The organism is Bacteroides sp. AM41-16, from assembly GCF_003603495.1.
GTDB classification, from domain to species: domain Bacteria; phylum Bacteroidota; class Bacteroidia; order Bacteroidales; family Bacteroidaceae; genus Bacteroides; species Bacteroides uniformis.
Genome location: NZ_QTNE01000014.1, coordinates 37,659 through 59,411 on the forward strand (window position 1 = coordinate 37,659; position 21,753 = coordinate 59,411).

A 21,753-nucleotide genomic window follows, 5' to 3' on the forward strand; every position below is an offset into this window, starting at 1 on the left:
TTTAATTGATAGCTCTTAATTGAAAAAGTTTCTCATAGCTGTTTATGGTTGTTTGCTGCTCTTACTTGCTGCAACTACGTTTGTAGAGCAGACATACAGTACGGATTTTGTAGAAAAGCATGTTTATCATACGATTTGGTTCTGTTGTTTGTGGGGAGCCCTTGCTGCGATGACTGTTGTTGTGCTTGTAAGACAGCGGTTGTGGCGGCGTCTCCCGACGTTGTTGTTGCATGGCTCCTTCCTCGTGATTTTGGCGGGAGCCATGACTACGTTTCTTTGTGGCCGAAAAGGATATGTGCATCTTACTGTCGGCAGTGAGGTGAACTGCTTTTTGGAACAAGACGGCAGGCAGGTTGTAGAGTTACCGTTCACCTTACGTCTGGACAGTTTCCGGATTGAGTACTATCCGGGTACGGATGCTCCTGCAGATTATATCAGCTATATTCACGGTGAGACGCCCGTCTCCATGAACCGTATTCTTTCACGGCAGGGGTTTCGCTTTTATCAGTCTTCCTTTGATGAGGATATGCAGGGGAGCTGGCTGACAGTGAATTATGACCCGTGGGGGATAGGGATTACCTATAGTGGATACCTCTTGTTAGGTGTCTCCATGCTCTGGATGCTGGTCAGCCGGGGCGGAGAGTTCCGCAGGCTGCTGAGGCATCCGTTGTTGAAGAAGGGAGGAATGTTTGTTCTATTGTTGCTGTGTCTGGGAAGTGGGGTACATGCGCAGAAGAGAAGCCTTCCGGCACTGGCACGCAAGCAGGCGGATAGTCTTGCCCGTAAGCAGGTGATTTATAATGACCGTGTGGTTCCTTTCAATACCCTTGCGCGCGATTTTGTACTGAAACTGACGGGAAAATCGTCTTATGGAGGCATGACGCCGGAGCAGGTGATTGGCGGATGGCTTCTGCGTCCGGAGGTTTGGCAGAATGAGCCGATGATTTATATCAAAAACGAGGCACTCCGTCGCCTGCTTCATTTGGAGACACCCTATGCATGTCTGGCTGATTTGTTCGACGGTGAGAAGTATCGCTTGCAGAAGTTCTGGAAGGGGAAGCAAGACCATCATCAGAAAATGACTTCTCTGGAAAAGGCCATTGTAGAGGCGGATGAAAAGGTGGGACTGATTTTGATGCTCCAAAATGGTACATTGATTCGTCCTTTGCCGGAAGACGGGAGTGTGGAGCCTGTTTCCGATACTAAAATACAAGCCGAATTGCTGTATAACCGTATTCCTTTCAGCAAATTGCTGTTCATGTTCAACCTTACGGTGGGGATGCTGGCTTTCTTCCGTCTGCTGTATCGCGGCCTGCGCCGTTCGTCGGCATTGTCAGACTCTTCCGGTAGGATTGTAGCGCTCTCTTTCTCTTCGCGTTTGGCAGATACTTTTTTCCCGTTTTCTCTTTATGCGGCGTTTCTCTTTCAGCTCTTCGGGTATGGTCTGAGGTGGTACATCGGCGGGCGTATCCCGTTGGGTAATGGATACGAAACGATGCAGTTCATGGCATTGTGTGCGCTGTTCCTGGCTTGTCTGTTTCGGCGGCGCTTCCCGTTTATGGTGCCTTTCGGTTTTTTGCTGTCCGGTTTTGCCTTACTGGTGTCCTATTTGGGACAGATGAATCCCCAAATCACTCCCTTGATGCCCGTGCTCGTTTCTCCGTGGCTCAGTACGCATGTGTCGTTGATAATGATGTCTTATGCTTTGTTTGCCTTTATGATGCTGAACGGCATACTGGCATTGTGTCTTCGCCGTTCAGCCCGGATGTTGATGCTGCTCAGCCGATTGCTGCTTTATCCCGCCGTTTTCTTTTTGGGAGCCGGCATTTTTCTGGGTGCGGTTTGGGCCAATGCTTCTTGGGGGCGTTATTGGGCTTGGGACCCGAAGGAAGTATGGGCGCTGATTACCTTTATGGTTTATGGAGCGGCGTTCCATGCGCGCAGCCTGCGCATTTTCCGCAGTCCGTTATTCTTCCATATCTATATGATTGTTGCCTTTCTGACAGTCCTGATGACCTATTTCGGGGTGAACTACATCCTTGGAGGAATGCACAGCTATGCCAATGCCTGATTTGTGGGTGGTTCTACCTATTTATGATGACAGACTTGTTTTATTATACCTAATTTAAGTGATTGCGTACTGTCTGCCGATGCCTTATCTTTGCAACATCAGATTTGAATGAATTAGTTAGTCATAATTACGTAACCACTTTTATGAAGATAAAAGGATCCCCGCTTCCCGATGTGATATCGTGAAGCGGGGATTTGTGTATGGCGTGACGGATACTGTGGGTAAGGTTGGATAAGGATACTTGTGGGGCATAAAGAGTCATAGGATGGGGAGGGATGACATAGGGGATGAGCTTTGTCTTCAAGCACAAGATAAACCTTAATCAATAGGCAGAGGGCTTTTCCCGTATGGAGGAGCATACTTTTGCAAGGGATTCATCCGGTTTTTCCCTATAGGCCGCAGCGGGTAGGGAAACGGTTGCCGGAAGAATCTTATAGAGAGTCCTTGATGTCGCTCAATTCTACCAGCTTGTTGACAATAGCGTAGATGGTGAGCCCTGCCGGAGAATGTATCTGCAGTTTGCGTGCAATGTTACGGCGATGGGTAATGACGGTATGGATGGAGAGGTAGAGTTTGTCGGCGATGGCTTTGTTGGTCATGCCCTTCACAACGCAGGTGATGATTTCCTTTTCGCGCTGGCTCAGGGTTTCTTGTTCGCTGTCTTTTTCCTCTTCCTCCTCGGTGTGTAGCAAGTGGTTGATTTTGGAGGCGATGACATCTACGTCATCGCACATGGCGAAGTTCTCGTCATATTCCTTCAATATGTTGTTGTCGATGACGGAGCATACCATAGCAATGTACTTGATACCGGATTTTCCGTGTTCTGCCTTGAAGGCGGGCAGGTCGAACCAGCCACCGAAAGTGGGGTTGATGATGATAATGTCTGCCGGATGCATGTGAATGTAGTTCTGCAGCGATTCCGGAGAAGAAACCTCAATAGGGTGTGCATTCAAGTTGGGAATACGCTTCAAAACAGCCGTCAGACCACTCCGGATGATGACCGAAGTTTCTGCAATGACAATCTTCAAAGAAGTATTATTGTTCATTTTTCAGTTTCCTTTCTATTTGCGCTACGGCGGGAACAAACATATAATCTTCTACCTGGCAGTGGGTGGCAAGGTCTTGTTCGCAGTTGAATATATCGAACAAGACCGCATTCAGGAGATTGTTGTTCTCCTTTTCCGGGTAGTATTTGATGATGATGTTCTTCAGCTCTTTCAGTTTGGTATCTATCTGATTATGTTTGCTGGCAAAAGTGGCAATGTTGTATTCATCCGATAGGTTGCCTTGGAGTAATTGCTCTACATAGGTGAATACGGCCTGGTTTTCATATTCCATGTGGCGGCGTACCTCCTTGGCATATTCATCGAAGAACTTCAGGATGAGGTAGGCTACATCGTTTGTACTGGAACAATCGATGGCTTCGATGAGTTTGCGGCGGATGGCCGGCAGGTTGAAGTCGAGGAAATATGTGTGGGCACGCTTCAGATAATCCATAAGGGCGGGAATGGAAAAATCACTTTCATTGCCGCTGTAAGAGTATTGTTCTTCGCTGATAAAGTTGGCTACGGCGAGGAATGTAGGGCAATCGACGCCTTGTGCTTCGCAGACGTCCTTCACGCTCTTGTCTCCGAATCCTAATGACAGTCCGAAGCGGCTCATCACCATTAATAAGGAGTAATTGTCACAGATGAGGTCGCTCATCTTGTCCGTGGAGCGGTACTTATGTTGCTCATTCATTGTATGTTATTGTTTTTAATTCTCTGATTCGTGCGCAAAGTAACGGCTTTTATCCGAGAACTGCAATCACTATTAGTAGGTATTTTGCTTGTCGGGAGACGGTTGGAGACTGGTGTTTGCCGAATAAACTAAAAGCTTTAGTTTTATTTAACGAGAGAAATTAGTTTTTGAACTAAATAATTTAGTTATTTGCGGAAAACAAAGAATGTTATGAAAGGATTGACTGCAAAAGAAGAAGAAATCATGGGCTTTTTCTGGGAAAAGGGACCCTTGTTTGTGAAGGAAATGCTGGCATTCTATGAAGAGCCGAAACCACATTTCAATACTTTGTCCACCATTGTGAGAGGATTGGAGGATAAGGGATTCCTGAGCCATCATACGTACGGCAACACGTATCAGTATTATGCGGTGGTCAGCGAGGAGGATTTCCGCAAGCGGACACTGAAGAACGTTATCAGCAAATATTTCAATAATTCCTATCTCAGCGCAGTGTCGTCTCTGGTGAAGGAAGAGGATATATCCCTGGAAGAACTGAAGCAGTTGATACAAGACGTGGAAAAGGGAAGGGACTGAGATTGTTGAGGCTCTAATAACTCTGGCTTATGAAAAACATCGGATTGGTTTGTTTGCTGCTGGTAAGTATTTGCTGCGGATTGCAGGCAAAGAAAATCGTAAAGGTACCCTATTTCATGGCATGCAATACGCGTAGCATTGAAGTGGAGCAAGTGACGCTTGGAAAAGATACGACCTGGCTGGCGGTGAGGCTTTATGGCATGCAGGGCGATAGGGTCAGGATTGATTCGACAGCTGTGTTGCGGGCATCCGGAAAGGATTACGGATATTTGGGAAATACCGGTTTTGCCAGGGATGAATGGACGCATATTCCCGCTTCCGGTGAAATGACTGCTGTTTTGAAGTTTAGTCCGCTTCCGATGGATACTGAGAGCTTTGATTTTGTAGAGACACCGGACAGTGATGAAGGATGGGTAATTTATGGTATACAGCTCAACGGAGAGAAACCTCGGGTGGATATTCCCGAACGTTTGCGGAATAAGAAACCGGATGAGGTTTTGCCATTGCCCGGACCGGAATTGAATATGGGAAAGACTGTCATAAAGGGGCAGATATTGGGGTATAAACCGGAGTATGGAGTGACGTTACGCTACTATGACTCGCCTTGGTTCTTCATGTATTTCACCGGTAAGGACTTGAAGATAGCGGAGGATGGCACGTTCCGTTATGAGACAGAGGTGCTGTTGCCGAGCGGTGCTACGCTGTGGATATCCCGTTCGAAAATAGAATTGTTTCTCGTTCCGGGTGGAGAACTGGATGTCACAATCAATCTGCCTGAAATATTCTATTCGCAAAGCCGTCTTTTAAGCCGGAAAAGGGATGGTGTAACGGACAACTGTGTTTGGTTTGAAGGAGACTATGCCGGTCTGAATACCGAGTTGCTGCGGTTCGGTGAAATGAAAAGCTTATCGGGAGCTGATGATTTTTATGCAGATATTTGTGGGATGACTCCGCAGGCATATAAAAAGTATCTGTTCAGGCATTATGAAGATATGCAAAAGAAACTTGTAAAAAACAAGGATATGAGCCAGGCTTGCCGTACTTATATCCGGGCAAATCTGGATATGAATCTGTTCAGCCTTATCTATAATTACAAGAGTAACCTTAGTTATGCCCCGATGCTTTCGGGCAGGAAGGGGGTGAAAAGGGCGGACATGACGGTGGACAGTACCTCATACTTCAAGGAAATACTGCAACTGGATATTCTGCATACCCCCGAACAGAAATATTACAATTATTATACGGACTTTGTGAAGACCGCTACCGGAAATTTCCGGGATAAGTTTGTGCAAGACCCTCTTTGGCCGGACATGCTTCTTGCCGGGCGTGCTTCCCGTAATCTGAGCAAGTACATGCCTTTGACTGAGGAAGAGCGTCGGACGGTGGACAGCATCGCTTCTCCCGACCTCAGGCAATTGTTCCTGATGAGAAACGGGAGGATTGAAGCCGAACTGAAATCAGAGTTGGAAGCTACTAAGGGAAAGACCGGATATAAGATTGTTGAGGTGGAAAAGGAGGTAGCGGCAGACAGTTTGTTGCAGGTCATTACTCGTCCTTATCGTGGCAAGATGGTACTGGTGGATATGTGGAACACCTGGTGTGGTCCTTGTATGCGGGCCATGAAAAGCCTGAAACCGTTGAAAGAGGAGCTGAAAGAGGTGGTTTATCTATATATTGTCGACGAAACATCTCCTGAAGGAAAATGGAAAGTAATGATACCGGATATACCCGGTATTCACTGTCGCATTAGCAATGAGCAAAGTACGGCATTGGCAAAGCTGTACGAATATCCGGGTATCCCGACCTATTTCGTCGTGAACCGTGAAGGAGATATTTCCTACAAAGCAACCGGATTTCCCGGAGTGGAGATGCTACGGAATGAACTGACCAAGTAACTGTAAATAGTAAATAGTAAATCGTAAATCCCTAAATAGTAAATAATTCCATGGGTCTGTTTTTTGTTTATATACTCAAATCTTCTGTTTGCCTGGCGATATTCTATTTGTTTTATCGCTTGTTGCTGGCACGCGAGACGTTTCATCGTTTCAACCGTTTTTCATTGTTGGGCATTTTGCTGTTGTCCTGCCTATTGCCTTTGGTAGAGGTAAGTGTGAAGCAGGAGACGGAAGTGCACCAGACGATGCTGACATTGGAGCAGTTGCTGATGATGGCAGATGCAGTGAATGCCACTGAGGCCGGAGCAAGGGCTGAAACGGCAACAGTCATCTGGATACAAGTGGCGCTGCTTGTCTATCTGGCAGGAATCGTTTTCTTTGCCTTCCGCAACGTATATTCGTTGGTACGGTTACTGATGTTGCTGAAATCGGGTAAAAAAGAGGATATTGGCAGCTACTTACCGGGCAGGAAAGAGCGCGTTACTTTGATTGTACACAACTGTGACATCGCTCCGTTCAGTTGGATGGGATATATTGTCATTTCACGGAAAGACTTGGAGGAGAACGGACGGGAAATCCTTATCCACGAGCTTGCCCATATCCATAACCGCCATTCCTGGGACTTGCTGGTGGCTGATGTCTGCATTTTCTTTCAGTGGTTCAATCCGGCATCATGGCTCCTGAAGCAGGAATTGCAGAATATCCATGAGTTTGAAGCGGATGAAACGGTGATAAAGGAGGGTGTGGATGCAAAACAGTATCAACTATTATTAATAAAAAAAGCTGTCGGCACAAGGCTCTACTCTATGGCCAACAGCTTTAATCACAGTAAACTTAAAAAACGTATCACTATGATGTTAAAAGAAAAATCAAGTCCGTGGGCACGTTTGAAGTATCTTTATGTACTTCCGGTAGCTGCCATTGCAGTGACAGCTTTTGCCCGTCCCGAAGTCTCCGATAAGGTTGAGGAGATTTCAAGCGTCAAAGTTAACGATTTGGCTGCAATTGTAGAAACAAAAGTGGCAGAAAGTGCAGGTGACACTACGAAGCCTACCGATGTGAAGTATGTACCGACGGAAGTCCGCAAGCAGTTGAAGGGAACTCCGGTCTTCGAGGTGGTAGAGGAGATGCCGGAATTTCCCGGCGGCGGAATGAGCGCTTTCATGGATTATATCAAGACGAATATGCGTTATCCGGCATCTGCCAAAGAGAAAGGTACGCAGGGACGCGTGACTGTCCAATTTGTGGTGGATAAAGATGGTAGTATCAAGGAGCCGAAGCTTCTCCGTTCTGTAGATAAGGATATGAATGCTGAAGCGTTGCGTTTGATAAGTAGTATGCCGAAGTGGAAACCAGGGAGACAGAAGGGGCAGCCGGTGGCAGTGAAATATACGGCTCCGGTGATGTTCAGGCTGGATAACGACAAACTTGAAAAAACTTCTTCTGCCAATGGTATTACAGTTGAAGGATATGCAGGTAATGGGAAAGAACCATTGTATATTGTGGATGGAAAAGAGGTGACGCCATCTGTCATGAGTGCATTGAATCCTGATAAGATAGAACGTGTAACGGTTTTGAAAGATAAATCTGCCACGGAATTATATGGAGAAAAGGGAAAGAATGGTGTTCTTTTGATAACCCTGAAACAAGGAACTCCAGGTATAGTTATCCGTCGGGATAATGAGGTGACAGAGAACGCTAAAGTACAGCATAACGGTAGTCTTGATTTAATAAAGACTATCTATATTGATGGAGAAAAAGTTGATTTGAGTACTAAAACTATCGATGATTTAATACCTGCCGAGAATATTGAGGGTATTGAGGTGAAGAAAGAGGCAGGTGGAAAAGGTGAGATTTACATTACTACTAAAAAAACTAAAGCTGTAGAAAAGACTTCCGTTCAAGGTAATATGAAAGTGGAAGGTAAAGTGGTGGATGAGCAGGGTGAGCCTATTATCGGTGCGGCTGTTCTGATAGAAGGTACCACTACGGGAAGCGTTACCGATGTCAATGGCAATTTTGTCCTTTCTGTACCTTCTAAGGATGCTGTATTGGTTGTTTCGTATATAGGTATGGCTACCGGCAAAGTGAAGGTGCAGCCCAAGCTTACGATTACGCTGAAAAGTGAATAGTCTCTAACAATTATGATAAGGAAAATTCTCTCTTTGTTTCTGATTCTGGTAGCTGTGGGGGCAGGGCTTTGCTCTGCCCAGACAGCCGGTAAGAAATATTATTTGGTGGGCGGGCTTTTCTTCGAAGGCATGCCGCCTGGTGTGGGTTCGGACAACGTGGCGGCTTTCATAATACATGAGGACGGCGCGAGACACGAGGTTACGGAACTCCGCTTGCGCAAGGGCATTGTGCTGTCTGAGGAGGTGAGAGAATATGCTACTCCTGCCGACGAGGTGCCTGGTGCGGAAGCTTTCTTGATGAGTTACCGTGGAGGAACGGGGAAGAAGTTGCCGATAGGCGGTGCCGTACAGACTTTGAAGAAGGAAGAATGGATAGGAAAGGCTTTTCCGGAATTCAAAGTGAAAGACATAGAAGGACAGGAGTGGAGCAAGGCCGATGTGACGGGACGTCCTATGGTCTTGAACTTCTGGTATACCGGCTGTGGTCCTTGTATCCGTGAAATGCCGGAGCTGAACAAATGGATAGAAGTCTATCCTGATGTAACCTATCTTGCTACGACTTTTGACAGTGCTGCACAAATAAAGAAAATTGTAGAGAGCCGTCCTTTCCTCTTTACCCAGATAGCCGATGACTTGTTTTTCTTCGAGACCTTTCATGTGAGTGGTATGCCGGTCACTATACTGGTGGATAAGAAAGGCATTATCCGTCATATAGAACAAGGTACTGGAACTGCGAAACTTCGGTATATGCAGGATAAGTTGCAGAAACTTGTCAGCGAATAATTCTTTCCTGATGAATAGGGGATAAGGATTTCAGAGGATTTCTTTTGCCCTTTCACAGATTATCATACCTTTGCGAATATAAATCTAAGGAAGGCAAGGTTATGATAAAACATCTTTTTTTAATATGGGGACTGCTTGCGGCACTCACTGCTGAGCCGGTTCTGGCTTGTACATCTGCCGTCGTTTCTGGAAAGGTTACTCCTGACGGCCGTCCGTTGCTATGGAAAAACCGTGATACGGACTATCTGCGAAATCATGTTGCTTATATAAAAGGGGAGAAGTATAACTTCATTGCCGATGTGAATAGTGCTAACTTTCCTGCCTTGAAAGAGGCATGGATGGGTACAAACTCCGTTGGTTTTGCCTTGATGAACACCCAATCCTACAATCTGGTGGAAGTGAAAGATGGGGAAGAACGGGGGGCAGCCAACGGGAGGATTATCTACCGTGCCTTGGAGGTTTGTGCCACGGTGGAGGATTTCTGCCATTTCCTCGATACCATTTCCAAGCCCAGCTTGATAGAGGCCAATTTTGGCGTAATCGACGCTCAAGGCGCTGCCGCCATGTTTGAGGTGGATTATTATAAATATACGATGTATGATGCCAATAATCCCAAAGATGCTCCTTACGGCTACATTGCCCGTACCAACTTCTCTTTTGCCGGTGAAGCAAATCGGGGGGCAGGTTATGTACGCTATATGGAGGCAGACAGGGTACTGATGAGGGCTTCTGCAACGGGAGGGATCACACCGCAGGGTATATTCAATGATCTTTCACGTTCGTTTCGCAATGGCATGCTTGATATTGATTTGAAGAACGGGAAATTTAATCGCCCGCAAGGTTCCGGTTGGTTTGTCGACCAGGATTTTATTCCCCGTAACAGTACTTCTTGTTCCATTGTGGTGCAGGGCGTAAAACCGGGTGAGAAGGTGGAACTTACTACGATGTGGACAATGCTGGGATATCCTCCTACGGGTATTGCCGTGCCGCTTTGGGTGAAGGATGCGGATAGACTTCTGCCTCCGATGGTATGTTGGGACAAGGCGTGTGCCGCCGCTCCGCTCAGTGATTGGTCACTCCGGCTTTCCAACAATGTCTTTTGTTATAATCAGGGGATGGGAACCAATCGTTATCTGAATTGGGAAAAACTGTACAATATGGAGAATAATGGCTATATGCAGCAGCTTGTTACGGTAGAGGCAGAGGTGTTTCGCCGTACATGCCTATTGTTGGACAGCTGGAGACAGCAAGGAAGCATTGATTCTCAAGAAATGCAGAAGCTTTATCAAGATGTGGAAGCACTTGTCCGAAAGGCTTATACGCCTTTGATGGAACAATGACAGTATTCCAGTATTTCCCCTTCCTGCTCCGGGTGGAACCAGTGGATTTCCTCGTCTCGTTTGAACCAGGTCATTTGCTTACGGGAATAGATGCGTGAGTTCTGCTTTATCTTTTCGATGGCAAAGGGTAATGTCCATTCACCATCCAGGTACTTGAATATTTCTTTGTAGCCTACTGTATTTAGGGAATTTAGACTTTTATGCGGGTAGACCATGCGCGCTTCTTCCACTAAACCCTCTTCCACCATTTGGTCCACCCGGCAGTTGATGCGTTCATAAAGCTCTTCCCGGTTACGTGTTAATCCTATTTTGATGATACGGAAGGGGCGTTCTTTCTTTTGTTGAGTGCGGAAGGAAGTGTAGGCCTTTCCCGTCATGTAGCAGATTTCCAAAGCATGGACTACGCGTTTGGGATTCTTCAAATCTACTATTTTGTAATATTCCGGATCCAACAGCTTAAGTTCCGCACAAAGTCTTTCCAGACCTTCTGTTTCGTATTTGTGCAGCATGAGCTGGCGTGTATCGGCATCTACGGTCGGAATGTCGTCAATTCCTTTACAGACTGCATCTACATACATCATTGAGCCTCCGGTCAGCAGTACGGTGTTATGCTTTGTAAACAGGTCTTCCAGCAGCTTCATCACTTCCGCTTCGTATTGGGCGGCACTGTAATAGTCTGTCAGCTTCAGGGTACCGACGAAGTGATGCTGTACCCGTTGCAGTTGCTCCGGTGTAGGGGCAGCCGTGCCTATCTTTAAATCTGCATAGAGTTGTCTCGAATCGGCCGAGACGATACAAGTATGGAAATGTTCTGCCAATCGGAGGCTGAGCTCTGTTTTGCCTACTCCGGTGGGACCGATAAGTACGATTAGGGTGTGCATGCGGGTAAAAAAATAGGCACGGATTACGCGGATTACACGGAATATTCAATAACAACCGTGTGTTTCCGTGTAATCCGTGCCTAAAAGAAATCTGTATGGTATGTCTGTTTAATATTTCTCTTCTTCAAAGGAGTTTCCGGCTTCGTCCAAACCGCCGAAACCCTCTTTGTCGAAATCTTCCATATCGAAGTCCTGGTCGCCGTAAAAGTTTTCGTCCAAATCAAGGGAACCGCCAGCAGCTGCCATCTCTTCAAAATCAATGGTCTGCTTGGGAGCTTCACCTGCTTTCTTGGTGCATTTGGCTCCTTTCATTTCCTTTCCGGTAATGATTTCAGAAAGCTCGATGAAGAAGCAGCGCTCAGTCATATAATCGAATACATAGAGAAGTTTCTGCTTCTCGTCTTCAACCAGTTCGCTCAGCTGGGTCTCTTTCATCACCCAACTGTCCATTTCCGGATTGTCATCCATTTCTTCCAGCGTAATTTCTTTCTCTTTCTCCCAGTCATCATCGCAAATGAAGAAAGACGTCATTTGGTCGTTAGTGTAGCCTGCCGACTTTAGAATCGCTTCATGGAAGTCATAAAAGGTAGCTTCCGGGTCTATCTGTATTTCTCTGACAAAATCGTCCACCTCATCAGAGATGATTGTAAATCTGTAGATCATGATGATTTATAATTTATGATTTCTGACTTTGTGTAAATCATACGTTTTTCATTTTCCTGCGGGGATAATGCCGCGGGCTGATTCACGTATAAAGTTTACGATATAGCTTATTTCCGGTGTCATTTCCATTTCATCCTCGATTTTCTTCAAGGCATCCGTATTGTTCAGACCGCCTTGATAGATAATACGATAGGCATCATGGATTTTCTCAATGGTCTCGTTGGAGAAGCCACGGCGGCGTAACCCTACCACATTGATTCCCGCATAGCAGATAGGCTCGCGTCCGGCAATGATGTACGGTGGGATGTCCTTGCTGAAACGGCAGCCGCCTTGTATCATTCCATAACCGCCCACATGGCAGAATTGGTGCATCAGTACATTGGCGCTGATGATGGAATAATCGTCGATGACAATTTCACCCGCCATTTTTGTAGAGTTGCCAATGATACAGCTGTTGCCTATCAGAGCATCGTGGGCCACGTGTACACTTTCCATCAGGAGATTGTTGTTACCGACGATGGTTCTGCCTTTGGCAGCTGTACCGCGGTTGACAGTTACGTTTTCACGTATGATATTGTTGTCTCCGATTTCAGCAGTGCTTTCCTCCCCTCTGAACTTTAAATCCTGGGGAATAGCACCGATAACGGCTCCCGGGAAAATGGTGTTTCCATTGCCGATGCGTGCACCGTACAGAATGTTGACATTTGCCATAATCTTGTTGTTATCACCGATTACCACATTCTTGTCAATGAAAACAAAAGGAGCAATCTCTACGTTTTCCCCGATTTTGGCTTCGGGATGAATATACGCTAAGGGACTTATCATATTATTTACGATTTAGCTATTTACGATTTACGATTGAGAATACTTGCGATTTACTGTATATACGATTTTATCCGAATGTGATAATTCTCACGAATAATTTGAATCGTAAATCGTAAATAGTCTAATCGTAAATTTTATTATTTGTTCTTAACTATTTGCGCCATAAACTCTGCTTCGCAGACAACTTTTTCGCCTACAAACACATAGCCTTTCATGGTAGAGATGCCGCGGCGTATGGGGGCCATCAGCTCTACACGGAAGATGAGGGTATCTCCAGGTACCACTTTCTGGCGGAATTTCACACCGTCAATCTTCATGAAGTAGGTGGAGTAACGTTCCGGTTCATCCACTGAATTCAGAACAAGCAAACCTCCCGTCTGTGCCATTGCCTCTATCTGCAACACACCGGGCATTACGGGTTCCTGCGGGAAGTGTCCCTGAAAGAAAGGTTCGTTGGAAGTTACGTTCTTGACACCTACAATGTAGTTGGCACCTATTTCTATGACTTTGTCCACCAATTGCATCGGGTAACGGTGAGGCAGAAGTTCGCGGATGCGGTTTACATCCATAATCGGTTCGCGGTTGCAGTCGTAGGTAGGGGCTTGTATTTCGTGCAAACGGATTTCCTTGCGCATCTGGCGGGCGAACTTATTGTTGATAGTGTGTCCCGGGCGGGTAGCGATGATACGGCCCTTGATGGGCTTGCCTATCAAGGCCAGGTCACCGATGACATCAAGTAACTTGTGGCGGGCGCATTCATTGGGCCACACCAAAGGTTTGTGGTTGATATATCCCAATTGTTTGGCGTCCATATGAGGAACACCCATCACGTCGGCCAGCTTGTCATAGTTCTCCTGGGACATTTCGCGTTCGTAAATAACAATCGCATTGTCAAGGTCGCCGCCCTTGATAAGACCGGCTTGCAGCAACGGCTCAATTTCGCGTACAAACACGAAAGTACGGCTTGCGGCGATTTCATCCTTGAACTTCGTCATGTCCTCCAGCGTTGCAAACTGGTTGGGGAGGATGTTGGAATCGTATGATACCAATACATTCAAGCTGAAGTTCTCGTCCGGCAACACGATGATGGAAGAGCCGGTTGTTTCGTCACGGAATTCAATTTTGGACTTGATGATATAGAAATCTTTTACGGCATTTTGTTCTACAGTGCCTACGCGCTCTATTTCGTTGACATAATATTGGGCGCTTCCGTCCAGAATGGGAAATTCCGGTCCGTTTACCTGTATCAAGCAGTTATCGATACCCAATGCATAGAGGGCTGCCATACCATGCTCCACTGTGCTCACCTTTACTCCGTTTTTGGAGATTACAGTTCCACGGGTAGTTTCGGATACGTTGTCTGCAACGGCATCGAAGGTAGGCTGTCCTTCCAAGTCGATACGTTGGATTTTGTATCCATGGTTATCCGGAGCAGGATTGAAAGTAACGGTTAGGTCAAGTCCCGTATGAAGACCTTTTCCACTAAGCGAAAAGCTATCTTTTAGAGTCTTTTGTTTTAACATTGGTTACTTATTTAATAGTTGTTTAAGTTCATTCAATTCTTTGCGGAGCTGGCGCAGTTCCACTTGCATTTCCGGCAAACTTCTTTGTGCGATGGATGCCTTGAAATATTGTTTCAGCTCCATAGGAGGGGTACCGATAAGTTGGCTACCGTCCTTTATGCTACTGGGAACACCAGACTGTGCGCCAAGGTTCACTTTGTTGCCAATATGAATATGACCTGCAATGCCTACCTGCCCGCCGAACATGCACCATTCTCCTATCTTGGTAGAACCTGCTACACCTACTTGCGCCGCCATTACGGTGTGGGAGCCTATTTCATCATTGTGTGCCACCTGAATCAAATTATCCAGTTTCACACCGCTATGTACGATGGTGGCTCCCATAGTAGCACGGTCCACACACGTGTTGGCACCGATTTCCACATGGTCTTCCAGGATAGTGATACCTATTTGCGGTATTTTTTCATAGCCCTCGGAAGTGGGGGCGAAGCCAAAACCGTCTGCACCGATAACGCAACCGGAGTGCAGGATGCAGTGGTTTCCTACCCGGCAATCGTGGTAGATGGTGGAGTTAGCGTAAATAATACAGTCATTGCCCACTTTGGCACCGCTGCCAATCGTGACGTGCGGATGAATGACCGTATTGTCTCCCACCTCTGCGTATTCGCCAATGCAGGCAAAAGGCGCAATGTAAACATCCTTGCCAATTTTAGCTGTCTCGGCAACAAAGGCCAGAGAGTCAATTCCCACCCGCTTTGGCTTGCTTTGCTCATAAAGATTTAGCAATTTAGCAAGACTTTCATACGCATTGTCCACTTTAATCAGGGTGGCTTTCACTTCTTGTTCCGGAACAAAGTCCTTGTTTACCAGAACAATGCTTGATTGGGTTTCGTATATGTAGGGGGTATATTTGGGGTTGGATAGAAAGGAGATGGCTCCCGGTATTCCCTCTTCGATTTTCGCAAAGGTGTGAACGGTAGCATTCTCGTCTCCAACAATTTCTCCTTGGATAAATGTTGCAATTTGTTTAGCAGAGAACTCCATGTCTTATTCTTGTTAGATGGTTTCAAAACGCAAATAACGGACTTTTTTTTTATATTTCCTTGTCCTGAGGTGAATATTTTATACTTATCTATGCAAACGTTGGTAGCATAAGTAGTACTTTTTTACTTTCTTGGACAGAAGAGAGATATTGAGCATATCCGATGCTTCGGCAATATTCTTGATGCTGCCGTCGTTGTAGAGGATGTCAATACTGTCATCTGCCTCGTCGTACATATTCTTCTCGATGCTGGGGGTAGAGATGAAATATCTCGCTTCGGAGAGAGGGATGTTCAGTTGTTCACTGATTTGCAAAGTTAGTTCTTTTTTCCGTTCCTCACTAATAGGTTCGGTAGAAATCTCGACTTTGAAGATGTTTCGGTTAATCATGCCGGCGCTCAGGGTGGACAAAACCTTGTCCGAATGGCGGCTCCATACCTTGAGGGCAGTCCAGATGTCATTATCGTCCAACTGAATGAAATTCTCCAAACATTCGGGATTGTTGTAGAATGCCTCCCGGCTGATGTCGTTGTATAGAAAGAATTTCAAGGCGGGTGAGGCAAAGAGGTCTATGCCGCGGCTTGCCAGTTCCTTGGCGCGGAGCAGGGTGCTAATCAGCATTTTCTCGTAGGCAACGGAGGTTTTGTGCAGATAGACTTGCCAGTACATCAGGCGGCGGGCGGTGAGGAAGTTCTCAATAGAATAGATGCCTTTGGACTCTACTACCAGGTGGTCATCCTTTACATCCAGCATCTTGATAATGCGGGCGGAGCCAATGTTGCCTTCGGTCACTCCGGTATAGAAGCTGTCGCGGCGCAGGTAGTCCAGGCGGTCCATATCCAGTTGCCCGCTTACCAGTTGGTGCAGGAAGCGCTTGGGGTATTCATCCTTGAAAATTTGAATGGCGAGTGTCAACTGTCCGTTCATTTCCTTGTTGATACGTTCCATCAGCATCAAGGAGATGTCTTCGTGGGAGACGCCCTGCACGATGGTATTTTCCAGTACGTGGGAGAAGGGGCCGTGGCCGATGTCGTGCATCAGGATAGCGGCTTCCACAGCTTCGGCTTCGCTGTCGAAGATAAAGTTTCCTTTGGTGGCAAGTTGCTGGATGGCCTCACTCATCAGGTAGAAGGCTCCCAAAGAGTGTTGGAACCGTGTATGCTGCGCACCGGGATATACGACAGAGGACAACCCCAGTTGCTTGATACGGTTTAGACGTTGCAAAAGAGGATGTCGTACAACATCGTACAACAACCCCTTTGGTATGTTGATGAACCCGAAGACAGGGTCGTTGATAATCTTTCTTTCGAACATTAAGCGTTAGTCGTTAATCACTTTTTTCAACTCTTCCGCCATCTGTGCCTGCACTTTTTGGGCTGCTTTTCGGCTGGCGGCGGCGAAGTTCTCTGTCTTGTCCACGTAGATGATGCCACGGCTGGAGTTGACAATCAGGCCGCAAGTCTTGTTCATGCCATACTTGCAGACTTCTTCCAGGGAGCCGCCTTGTGCGCCTACGCCGGGAACCAATAGGAAGTGTTCGGGAACAATCTTGCGGATATCTTCGAAGGCGCGGCCTTGTGTGGCGCCTACTACGTACATCATCTGTTCGTCACTGGCCCACTCCTGGGATTTGCGGAGCACTTTTTCGAAGAGGCGTTCGCCGTTGGTGTCTTCCGTCAGCTGGAAGTCGTGCGAGCCTTTGTTGCTGGTCAACGCAAGCAGGATTACCCATTTGCCTTCGTACGTAAGGAACGGGGTCACACTGTCTTCGCCCATGTAGGGAGCTACGGTTACGGAATCTATATCCAGCTCTTCGAAGAAGGTACGGGCATACATGGCAGAGGTGTTCCCGATGTCACCGCGTTTGGCGTCGGCGATGATGAATTGGTCGGGATAGTTCTGCTTGATGTAGTTTACGGTTTTCTCGAAAGCTATCCAGCCTTTCACGCCCATGCTCTCATAAAATGCCAGATTGGGCTTGTAGGCGATGCAGAGGTCGGCAGTAGCGTCGATGATGGCTTTGTTGAAAGCGAATATAGGGTCTTCCTCTTTCAGAAGATGTTCGGGTATTTTCTTGATGTCGGTGTCAAGACCTACGCAAAGGAATGACTTCTTGCGCTTGATGTTCTCGAATAATTGCTGTTTGTTCATATTATTTTTTAGTTACGGGTTACTTATCACTGCCTTACAGTTCGCTCTCTTTCAGTCTTTCTGCATTTTCCGCCACAATCAGGTGGTCGATGCAGTCTTGGATGTCTCCGTCCATGAAGGCGGCGAGATTGTAGATGGTGTAGTTGATGCGGTGGTCCGTGATGCGTCCTTGCGGATAGTTGTAGGTGCGTATCTTGGCGGAGCGGTCGCCAGTGCTGACCATCGTCTTACGCTTGGAGGCGATGTCGTCGATGTACTTCTGGTGTTCCTTGTCGTAGATGAAGGTACGCAAGCGCGAGAGGGCGCGTTCCTTGTTCTTGGGCTGGTCGCGCGTCTCGGTACATTCGATGAGGATTTCTTCGACTATGCCTGTGTTGGGATTCTTCCAGTTGTAGCGCAGGCGCACGCCGGATTCCACCTTGTTCACGTTCTGACCGCCGGCACCACCGCTTCGGAAGGTGTCCCACTTGATTTCACCTTCGTTGATAACTACGTCGAACTCTTCGGCTTCGGGAAGCACGGCTACGCTGGCAGCTGAGGTGTGTACCCGTCCTTGCGTTTCTGTGGCCGGTACGCGCTGCACGCGGTGCACGCCCGATTCATATTTCAGTGTGCCGTATACATTGTCGCCCGTCACGGAGCAGACAATTTCCTTGAAACCGCCGGCTGCACCTTCGTTGGCGCTGGATATCTCCATTCTCCATCCCTTGGATTCGCAGTACTTGGTGTACATGCGGAAGAGGTCGCCGGCAAAGATTGCCGCTTCGTCACCACCCGTGCCGCCACGAATTTCGAGGATGGCATTACGGCCATCCTGCGGGTCGGCGGGGACGAGCAGCAGCTTTATCTGCTCTTCCAGTTCCGGTTGGCGGGTTTGGCAGGCATCCAGCTCTTCGCGTGCCATTTCCCGCATTTCCTGGTCTGTTTCGTTGGCGATAATTTCTTTGGCTTCTTCTATGCCGCCCAGTACTTGCATGTACTCTTTGCGGGCATTCATCAGGTCGCCCAGTTCTTTATATTCTTTGGTGAGCTTGACGTAACGCTTCTGGTCCGCAATCACTGCCGGGTCTGTAATCAAGGTCGACACTTCTTCGAAGCGGGCGACAAGCCCTTCCAGCTTTTCGAGTATGGTATTGTTGTCTGCCATATATTTAATACTTGAACTCTCCGAATTCGCTCTTGATAATCAGTTCTTTCTTGTCGCTTTCTTCCACGCGGCCTACAATCTGTGCATCGATGTTGAAACTCTTCGAAATAGCAATCACCTCTTCTGCATGTTCGGGAGAGAGGTACACTTCCAGGCGATGCCCCATATTGAACACCTTGTACATTTCGCTCCAGTCCGTATCGCTCTGCTCCTTGATGGTCTTGAACAACGGTGGAACGGGGAAGAGATTGTCTTTGATGACACGGCAGTTGTCTCCCACAAAGTGCAGTACCTTGGTTTGTGCGCCGCCCGAGCAGTGTACCATACCGTGGATTTGGGGACGGAGCGCATCGAGCAGTTTCTTAACTACCGGTGCGTAGGTGCGGGTGGGGGAAAGTACCAGCTTTCCTGCATCCAGCGGACTGTCTTCGACACTGTCTGTCAGTTTTAGCTTGCCACTGTATACCAGTTCTTCGGGTACAGCCTTGTCATAGCTTTCAGGGTATTTCTCTGCCAGGTATTTGGAGAATACATCGTGGCGTGCGCTGGTCAGTCCGTTACTGCCCATACCGCCATTGTATTCTTTCTCATAAGTAGCCTTTCCGTAAGATGCCAGACCTACAATCACATCGCCCGGACGGATATTGGCATTGTCTATAACATCTGAGCGCTTCATGCGGCAGGTCACTGTCGAGTCTACGATAATGGTACGTACAAGGTCGCCCACATCGGCTGTTTCGCCACCGGTGGCATAAACGCCTACTCCCATTTCGCGGAGTTCGGCAAGCAGTTCATCCGTACCGTTGATGATGGCTGAGATTACTTCGCCGGGGATGAGCAGTTTATTACGTCCGATGGTAGAGGATACCAGAATGTTGTCTACCGCACCCACACAAAGCAGGTCGTCGATGTTCATAATCAGTGCATCTTGTGCAATGCCTTTCCACACACCCAGGTCGCCGGTTTCCTTCCAGTACATATAGGCAAGACTGGACTTGGTGCCTGCTCCATCGGCATGCATAATGTTGCAATACTCCGGGTCACCGCCCAAAATGTCGGGGATAATTTTGCAGAAAGCCTGCGGGAAAATACCTTTGTCGATATTCTTGATGGCGTTGTGCACATCTTCCTTTGATGCGCTGACGCCTCGCATCATGTATCGTTGATTACTCATGAGATAATAGGTTTGTTCAATTGAATGTGCAAAGATACATCTAATCTTCTACAACACAAAGCGAGGCACAAAGTTTCTCGCCTTTGTGCCTCGCTATAGAGTTGTGTATTTATCAGAATTGTACCTGGGGAGCTTGTTCCGCTCCTTCTGCCGCTTCGAAATAAGCTCGTTTCTCAAAACCGAAGAGACCGGCAAGGATATTCTTGGGGAAACGGCGAATGGCTGTATTGAAGTTCTTGGCTGCATTGTTGAAGTTGGTACGTGCTACGTTGATACGGTTTTCCGTACCTTCCAGCTGTGCCTGCAGTTCCAGGAAATTCTGATTTGCTTTCAAGTCCGGATAGTTTTCTGTGATGGCAAGCAATTTACCGAGGGCGGAAGTCACCGCACCTTGTGCTTTCTGATATTCAGCCAGCTTTTCCGGAGTAAGGTCTGCCGCATCCACTTTGATTTGAGTGGCTTTGCTGCGGGCTTCTACTACACCTTCCAGTGTTTCCTTCTCGTGCGTGGCATATCCTTTCACGGTATTCACCAAGTTCGGAATCAGGTCGGCACGGCGTTGGTATTGGGTTTCTACGTTCGACCATTGTCCGCTGACATTTTCGTCCATGGTTACGAGTCCGTTATAGCCGGTTACACCCCAAATGGCGAGAAGAGCTATAACAACGATAATGATAATGGTTGATTTCTTCATACTTTTCATTTTTAGGCCTCACCTCCGATTCCTCTCCGATAGAGAGAGGGGAGGAGGGGAAGGCAGTTATTAATCATTTAATTATATTCTATGTAAACGTTTTATTTTCTTCCAGTATCCTCGAAGGTGTGTCAAAACGGTTGATGGCACACAGATGACACATCCTCGGCGTTAGAACCGGGAACCGGCTCCACCGCCACCTCCCATACCGCCTCCGAAGCTACCACCGCTGAAGCCTCCTCCGCCACTTCCGCCGAAGAGACCTCCACCACCGAAGATGACCGGACCACCTCCGCCTCCTCCCCGGTAATTTTCATCGTATGACTGCTGGCGGCGCACTACTTTATGTCCGCAATTGCGGCAGGTGTAGGTCACATCTTCCGTTTTCACTCCATTGCGGCGTGAGATGAGTATGCTGCTGCTACGTTGCAATTTATGTTGTCCGCAGTTGGGGCATTTGTTGGCAGCGCGTTGGGCAAGGATGCCTATAATAGATGCCACTGCGAGGAAACCGATAAGCCCCAGTAGGATACCTCCTACGGAGAGGTCATCCTCCTCTTCCGTGTCATTCACCATAGTGCCGTCAAGACGTGAACAGACTGCCTTTACACCCGCTACCATTCCAGCATCCCAATTACCGTCTTTCAGATAGGGAATCATGTATTTGGTCTGTATACGTTTGCAGATGGCATCAGGAAGGTCCCCTTCTAAACCGTATCCCGTATAAAACTGGATGCAGCGTTGGTCGGTTACCAGCAGAATGACCAAACCGTTGTTTTTTTCTTTTTTCCCTACTCCCCATTCATTGAGCAGCTGGTGTGAGAAATCAAAACAGTCTTCTTGTCCGATGGACGGGACAACGGCAACTACCGTTTCAATGCCAGTTTGCTGCTCCAATGCATAGAGCATACGGTCTATATTGTCACATGCCTCCGTGGATAGGATTCCGGCTGGGTTGCACACATAGCGTGTCTTGTCCTGAAGGTGTACTTTAGGAATATTCTTAGTGGTGTAGACTTCTTGTGCCTGCAAGGATAAGAGCAGGCATAAGAAGAATGTTATGGAAATAAATCGTCTCATACTACCAATATTTGTTGCGGCGAAGATAGGTAAAATCACA

The 21,753-nt window shown here is 47.3% G+C and carries 19 protein-coding genes; 6 read left to right on the plus strand and 13 right to left on the minus strand.

The features are described from left to right. The first annotated feature begins 19 nt into the window (after positions 1–19). Positions 20–2,071: a cytochrome c biogenesis protein CcsA gene (ccsA, locus tag DW896_RS13020; RefSeq protein WP_005823791.1), complete on the plus strand. Its 2,052-nt coding sequence runs from the start codon at positions 20–22 to the stop codon at positions 2,069–2,071. Positions 2,072–2,502: 431 nt separating this feature from the next. Here the strand turns inward: ccsA and DW896_RS13025 are convergent, their stop codons facing one another. Both DW896_RS13025 and DW896_RS13030 read right to left on the minus strand, forming a co-directional pair. Further along, positions 2,503–3,117: a response regulator transcription factor gene (locus DW896_RS13025; protein WP_005823789.1), complete on the minus strand. Its 615-nt coding sequence runs from the start codon at positions 3,115–3,117 to the stop codon at positions 2,503–2,505. After that, positions 3,107–3,811, minus strand: a complete 705-nt coding sequence (locus DW896_RS13030; protein ID WP_008665531.1) for a hemerythrin domain-containing protein — start codon at positions 3,809–3,811, stop codon at positions 3,107–3,109. The genes DW896_RS13025 and DW896_RS13030 overlap by 11 nt, the downstream gene beginning before the upstream one ends. 210 nt (positions 3,812–4,021) lie before the next feature. Between DW896_RS13030 and DW896_RS13035 the strand changes: the two genes are divergently transcribed. The 5 genes from DW896_RS13035 to DW896_RS13055 all read left to right on the plus strand — a co-directional run bounded on the left by DW896_RS13035 (position 4,022) and on the right by DW896_RS13055 (position 10,534). Next, positions 4,022–4,384, plus strand: a complete 363-nt coding sequence (locus DW896_RS13035) for a BlaI/MecI/CopY family transcriptional regulator (RefSeq protein ID WP_005823785.1) — start codon at positions 4,022–4,024, stop codon at positions 4,382–4,384. A 29-nt stretch (positions 4,385–4,413) separates the two neighbouring features. After that, the gene (locus DW896_RS13040) at positions 4,414–6,279 is read left to right on the plus strand and encodes a TlpA disulfide reductase family protein (RefSeq protein ID WP_005823784.1); all 1,866 of its coding nucleotides are present in this window, start codon (positions 4,414–4,416) and stop codon (positions 6,277–6,279) included. 50 nt (positions 6,280–6,329) lie between these two features. After that, complete coding sequence (locus tag DW896_RS13045; protein ID WP_034528826.1) at positions 6,330–8,411, plus strand: M56 family metallopeptidase; 2,082 nt, start codon at positions 6,330–6,332, stop codon at positions 8,409–8,411. A gap of 12 nt (positions 8,412–8,423) precedes the next feature. Beyond that, positions 8,424–9,194: a TlpA disulfide reductase family protein gene (locus DW896_RS13050; RefSeq protein ID WP_005823782.1), complete on the plus strand. Its 771-nt coding sequence runs from the start codon at positions 8,424–8,426 to the stop codon at positions 9,192–9,194. 101 nt (positions 9,195–9,295) lie between these two features. Continuing rightward, the gene (locus DW896_RS13055) at positions 9,296–10,534 is read left to right on the plus strand and encodes a carcinine hydrolase/isopenicillin-N N-acyltransferase family protein (protein WP_005835346.1); all 1,239 of its coding nucleotides are present in this window, start codon (positions 9,296–9,298) and stop codon (positions 10,532–10,534) included. Here the strand turns inward: DW896_RS13055 and miaA are convergent. The 11 genes from miaA to DW896_RS13110 form a co-directional block, all read right to left on the minus strand. Then, a complete protein-coding gene (gene miaA, locus DW896_RS13060; protein ID WP_005823716.1) occupies positions 10,510–11,415 on the minus strand; it encodes a tRNA (adenosine(37)-N6)-dimethylallyltransferase MiaA in 906 nt (301 codons plus the stop codon). The two genes, DW896_RS13055 and miaA, sit on opposite strands and share 25 nt — an antisense overlap. A 108-nt stretch (positions 11,416–11,523) precedes the next feature. After that, on the minus strand, positions 11,524–12,078 hold the full coding sequence (locus tag DW896_RS13065) for a hypothetical protein (RefSeq protein ID WP_005823714.1): 555 nt from the start codon (positions 12,076–12,078) through the stop codon (positions 11,524–11,526). A gap of 48 nt (positions 12,079–12,126) precedes the next feature. Then, positions 12,127–12,903, minus strand: coding sequence for an acyl-ACP--UDP-N-acetylglucosamine O-acyltransferase (gene lpxA, locus DW896_RS13070; RefSeq protein ID WP_005823711.1), 777 nt, complete (start codon positions 12,901–12,903; stop codon positions 12,127–12,129). Positions 12,904–13,040: 137 nt separating this feature from the next. Continuing rightward, on the minus strand, positions 13,041–14,426 hold the full coding sequence (locus tag DW896_RS13075; protein WP_005823709.1) for a bifunctional UDP-3-O-[3-hydroxymyristoyl] N-acetylglucosamine deacetylase/3-hydroxyacyl-ACP dehydratase: 1,386 nt from the start codon (positions 14,424–14,426) through the stop codon (positions 13,041–13,043). Between the two features lie 3 nt (positions 14,427–14,429). Then, positions 14,430–15,470: a UDP-3-O-(3-hydroxymyristoyl)glucosamine N-acyltransferase gene (lpxD, locus tag DW896_RS13080; RefSeq protein WP_005823705.1), complete on the minus strand. Its 1,041-nt coding sequence runs from the start codon at positions 15,468–15,470 to the stop codon at positions 14,430–14,432. An 84-nt stretch (positions 15,471–15,554) separates the two neighbouring features. Beyond that, the gene (locus DW896_RS13085; RefSeq protein WP_005835351.1) at positions 15,555–16,781 is read right to left on the minus strand and encodes an HD domain-containing protein; all 1,227 of its coding nucleotides are present in this window, start codon (positions 16,779–16,781) and stop codon (positions 15,555–15,557) included. 6 nt (positions 16,782–16,787) lie between these two features. Then, the gene (pyrF, locus tag DW896_RS13090) at positions 16,788–17,618 is read right to left on the minus strand and encodes an orotidine-5'-phosphate decarboxylase (protein WP_005823701.1); all 831 of its coding nucleotides are present in this window, start codon (positions 17,616–17,618) and stop codon (positions 16,788–16,790) included. 34 nt (positions 17,619–17,652) lie between these two features. Next, positions 17,653–18,765, minus strand: coding sequence for a peptide chain release factor 1 (gene prfA, locus DW896_RS13095; RefSeq protein WP_005823698.1), 1,113 nt, complete (start codon positions 18,763–18,765; stop codon positions 17,653–17,655). A 4-nt stretch (positions 18,766–18,769) separates the two neighbouring features. Further along, positions 18,770–19,939, minus strand: coding sequence for an AIR synthase-related protein (locus tag DW896_RS13100; protein ID WP_005835357.1), 1,170 nt, complete (start codon positions 19,937–19,939; stop codon positions 18,770–18,772). Positions 19,940–20,051: 112 nt separating this feature from the next. Beyond that, a complete protein-coding gene (locus tag DW896_RS13105) occupies positions 20,052–20,633 on the minus strand; it encodes a LemA family protein (protein WP_005835359.1) in 582 nt (193 codons plus the stop codon). 171 nt (positions 20,634–20,804) lie between these two features. Next, a complete protein-coding gene (locus tag DW896_RS13110) occupies positions 20,805–21,713 on the minus strand; it encodes a YgcG family protein (RefSeq protein WP_005823693.1) in 909 nt (302 codons plus the stop codon). Positions 21,714–21,753: the final 40 nt, after the last annotated feature.

Excerpts from the sequence above, each read along its gene's own strand:
- DW896_RS13110 (WP_005823693.1), bottom strand. The coding sequence starts at position 21,713 with ATGAGACGATTTATTTCCATAACATTCTTCTTATGCCTGCTCTTATCC.
- DW896_RS13050 (WP_005823782.1), top strand. The coding sequence starts at position 8,424 with ATGATAAGGAAAATTCTCTCTTTGTTTCTGATTCTGGTAGCTGTGGGG.
- DW896_RS13045 (WP_034528826.1), top strand. The coding sequence starts at position 6,330 with ATGGGTCTGTTTTTTGTTTATATACTCAAATCTTCTGTTTGCCTGGCG.
- DW896_RS13055 (WP_005835346.1), top strand. The coding sequence starts at position 9,296 with ATGATAAAACATCTTTTTTTAATATGGGGACTGCTTGCGGCACTCACT.
- DW896_RS13075 (WP_005823709.1), bottom strand. The coding sequence starts at position 14,426 with ATGTTAAAACAAAAGACTCTAAAAGATAGCTTTTCGCTTAGTGGAAAA.
- prfA (WP_005823698.1), bottom strand. The coding sequence starts at position 18,765 with ATGGCAGACAACAATACCATACTCGAAAAGCTGGAAGGGCTTGTCGCC.
- DW896_RS13030 (WP_008665531.1), bottom strand. The coding sequence starts at position 3,811 with ATGAATGAGCAACATAAGTACCGCTCCACGGACAAGATGAGCGACCTC.
- DW896_RS13035 (WP_005823785.1), top strand. The coding sequence starts at position 4,022 with ATGAAAGGATTGACTGCAAAAGAAGAAGAAATCATGGGCTTTTTCTGG.
- DW896_RS13105 (WP_005835359.1), bottom strand. The coding sequence starts at position 20,633 with ATGAAGAAATCAACCATTATCATTATCGTTGTTATAGCTCTTCTCGCC.
- DW896_RS13040 (WP_005823784.1), top strand. The coding sequence starts at position 4,414 with ATGAAAAACATCGGATTGGTTTGTTTGCTGCTGGTAAGTATTTGCTGC.
- DW896_RS13100 (WP_005835357.1), bottom strand. The coding sequence starts at position 19,939 with ATGAGTAATCAACGATACATGATGCGAGGCGTCAGCGCATCAAAGGAA.
- DW896_RS13065 (WP_005823714.1), bottom strand. The coding sequence starts at position 12,078 with ATGATCTACAGATTTACAATCATCTCTGATGAGGTGGACGATTTTGTC.
- lpxA (WP_005823711.1), bottom strand. The coding sequence starts at position 12,903 with ATGATAAGTCCCTTAGCGTATATTCATCCCGAAGCCAAAATCGGGGAA.
- DW896_RS13025 (WP_005823789.1), bottom strand. The coding sequence starts at position 3,117 with ATGAACAATAATACTTCTTTGAAGATTGTCATTGCAGAAACTTCGGTC.
- lpxD (WP_005823705.1), bottom strand. The coding sequence starts at position 15,470 with ATGGAGTTCTCTGCTAAACAAATTGCAACATTTATCCAAGGAGAAATT.
- DW896_RS13085 (WP_005835351.1), bottom strand. The coding sequence starts at position 16,781 with ATGTTCGAAAGAAAGATTATCAACGACCCTGTCTTCGGGTTCATCAAC.
- miaA (WP_005823716.1), bottom strand. The coding sequence starts at position 11,415 with ATGCACACCCTAATCGTACTTATCGGTCCCACCGGAGTAGGCAAAACA.
- pyrF (WP_005823701.1), bottom strand. The coding sequence starts at position 17,618 with ATGAACAAACAGCAATTATTCGAGAACATCAAGCGCAAGAAGTCATTC.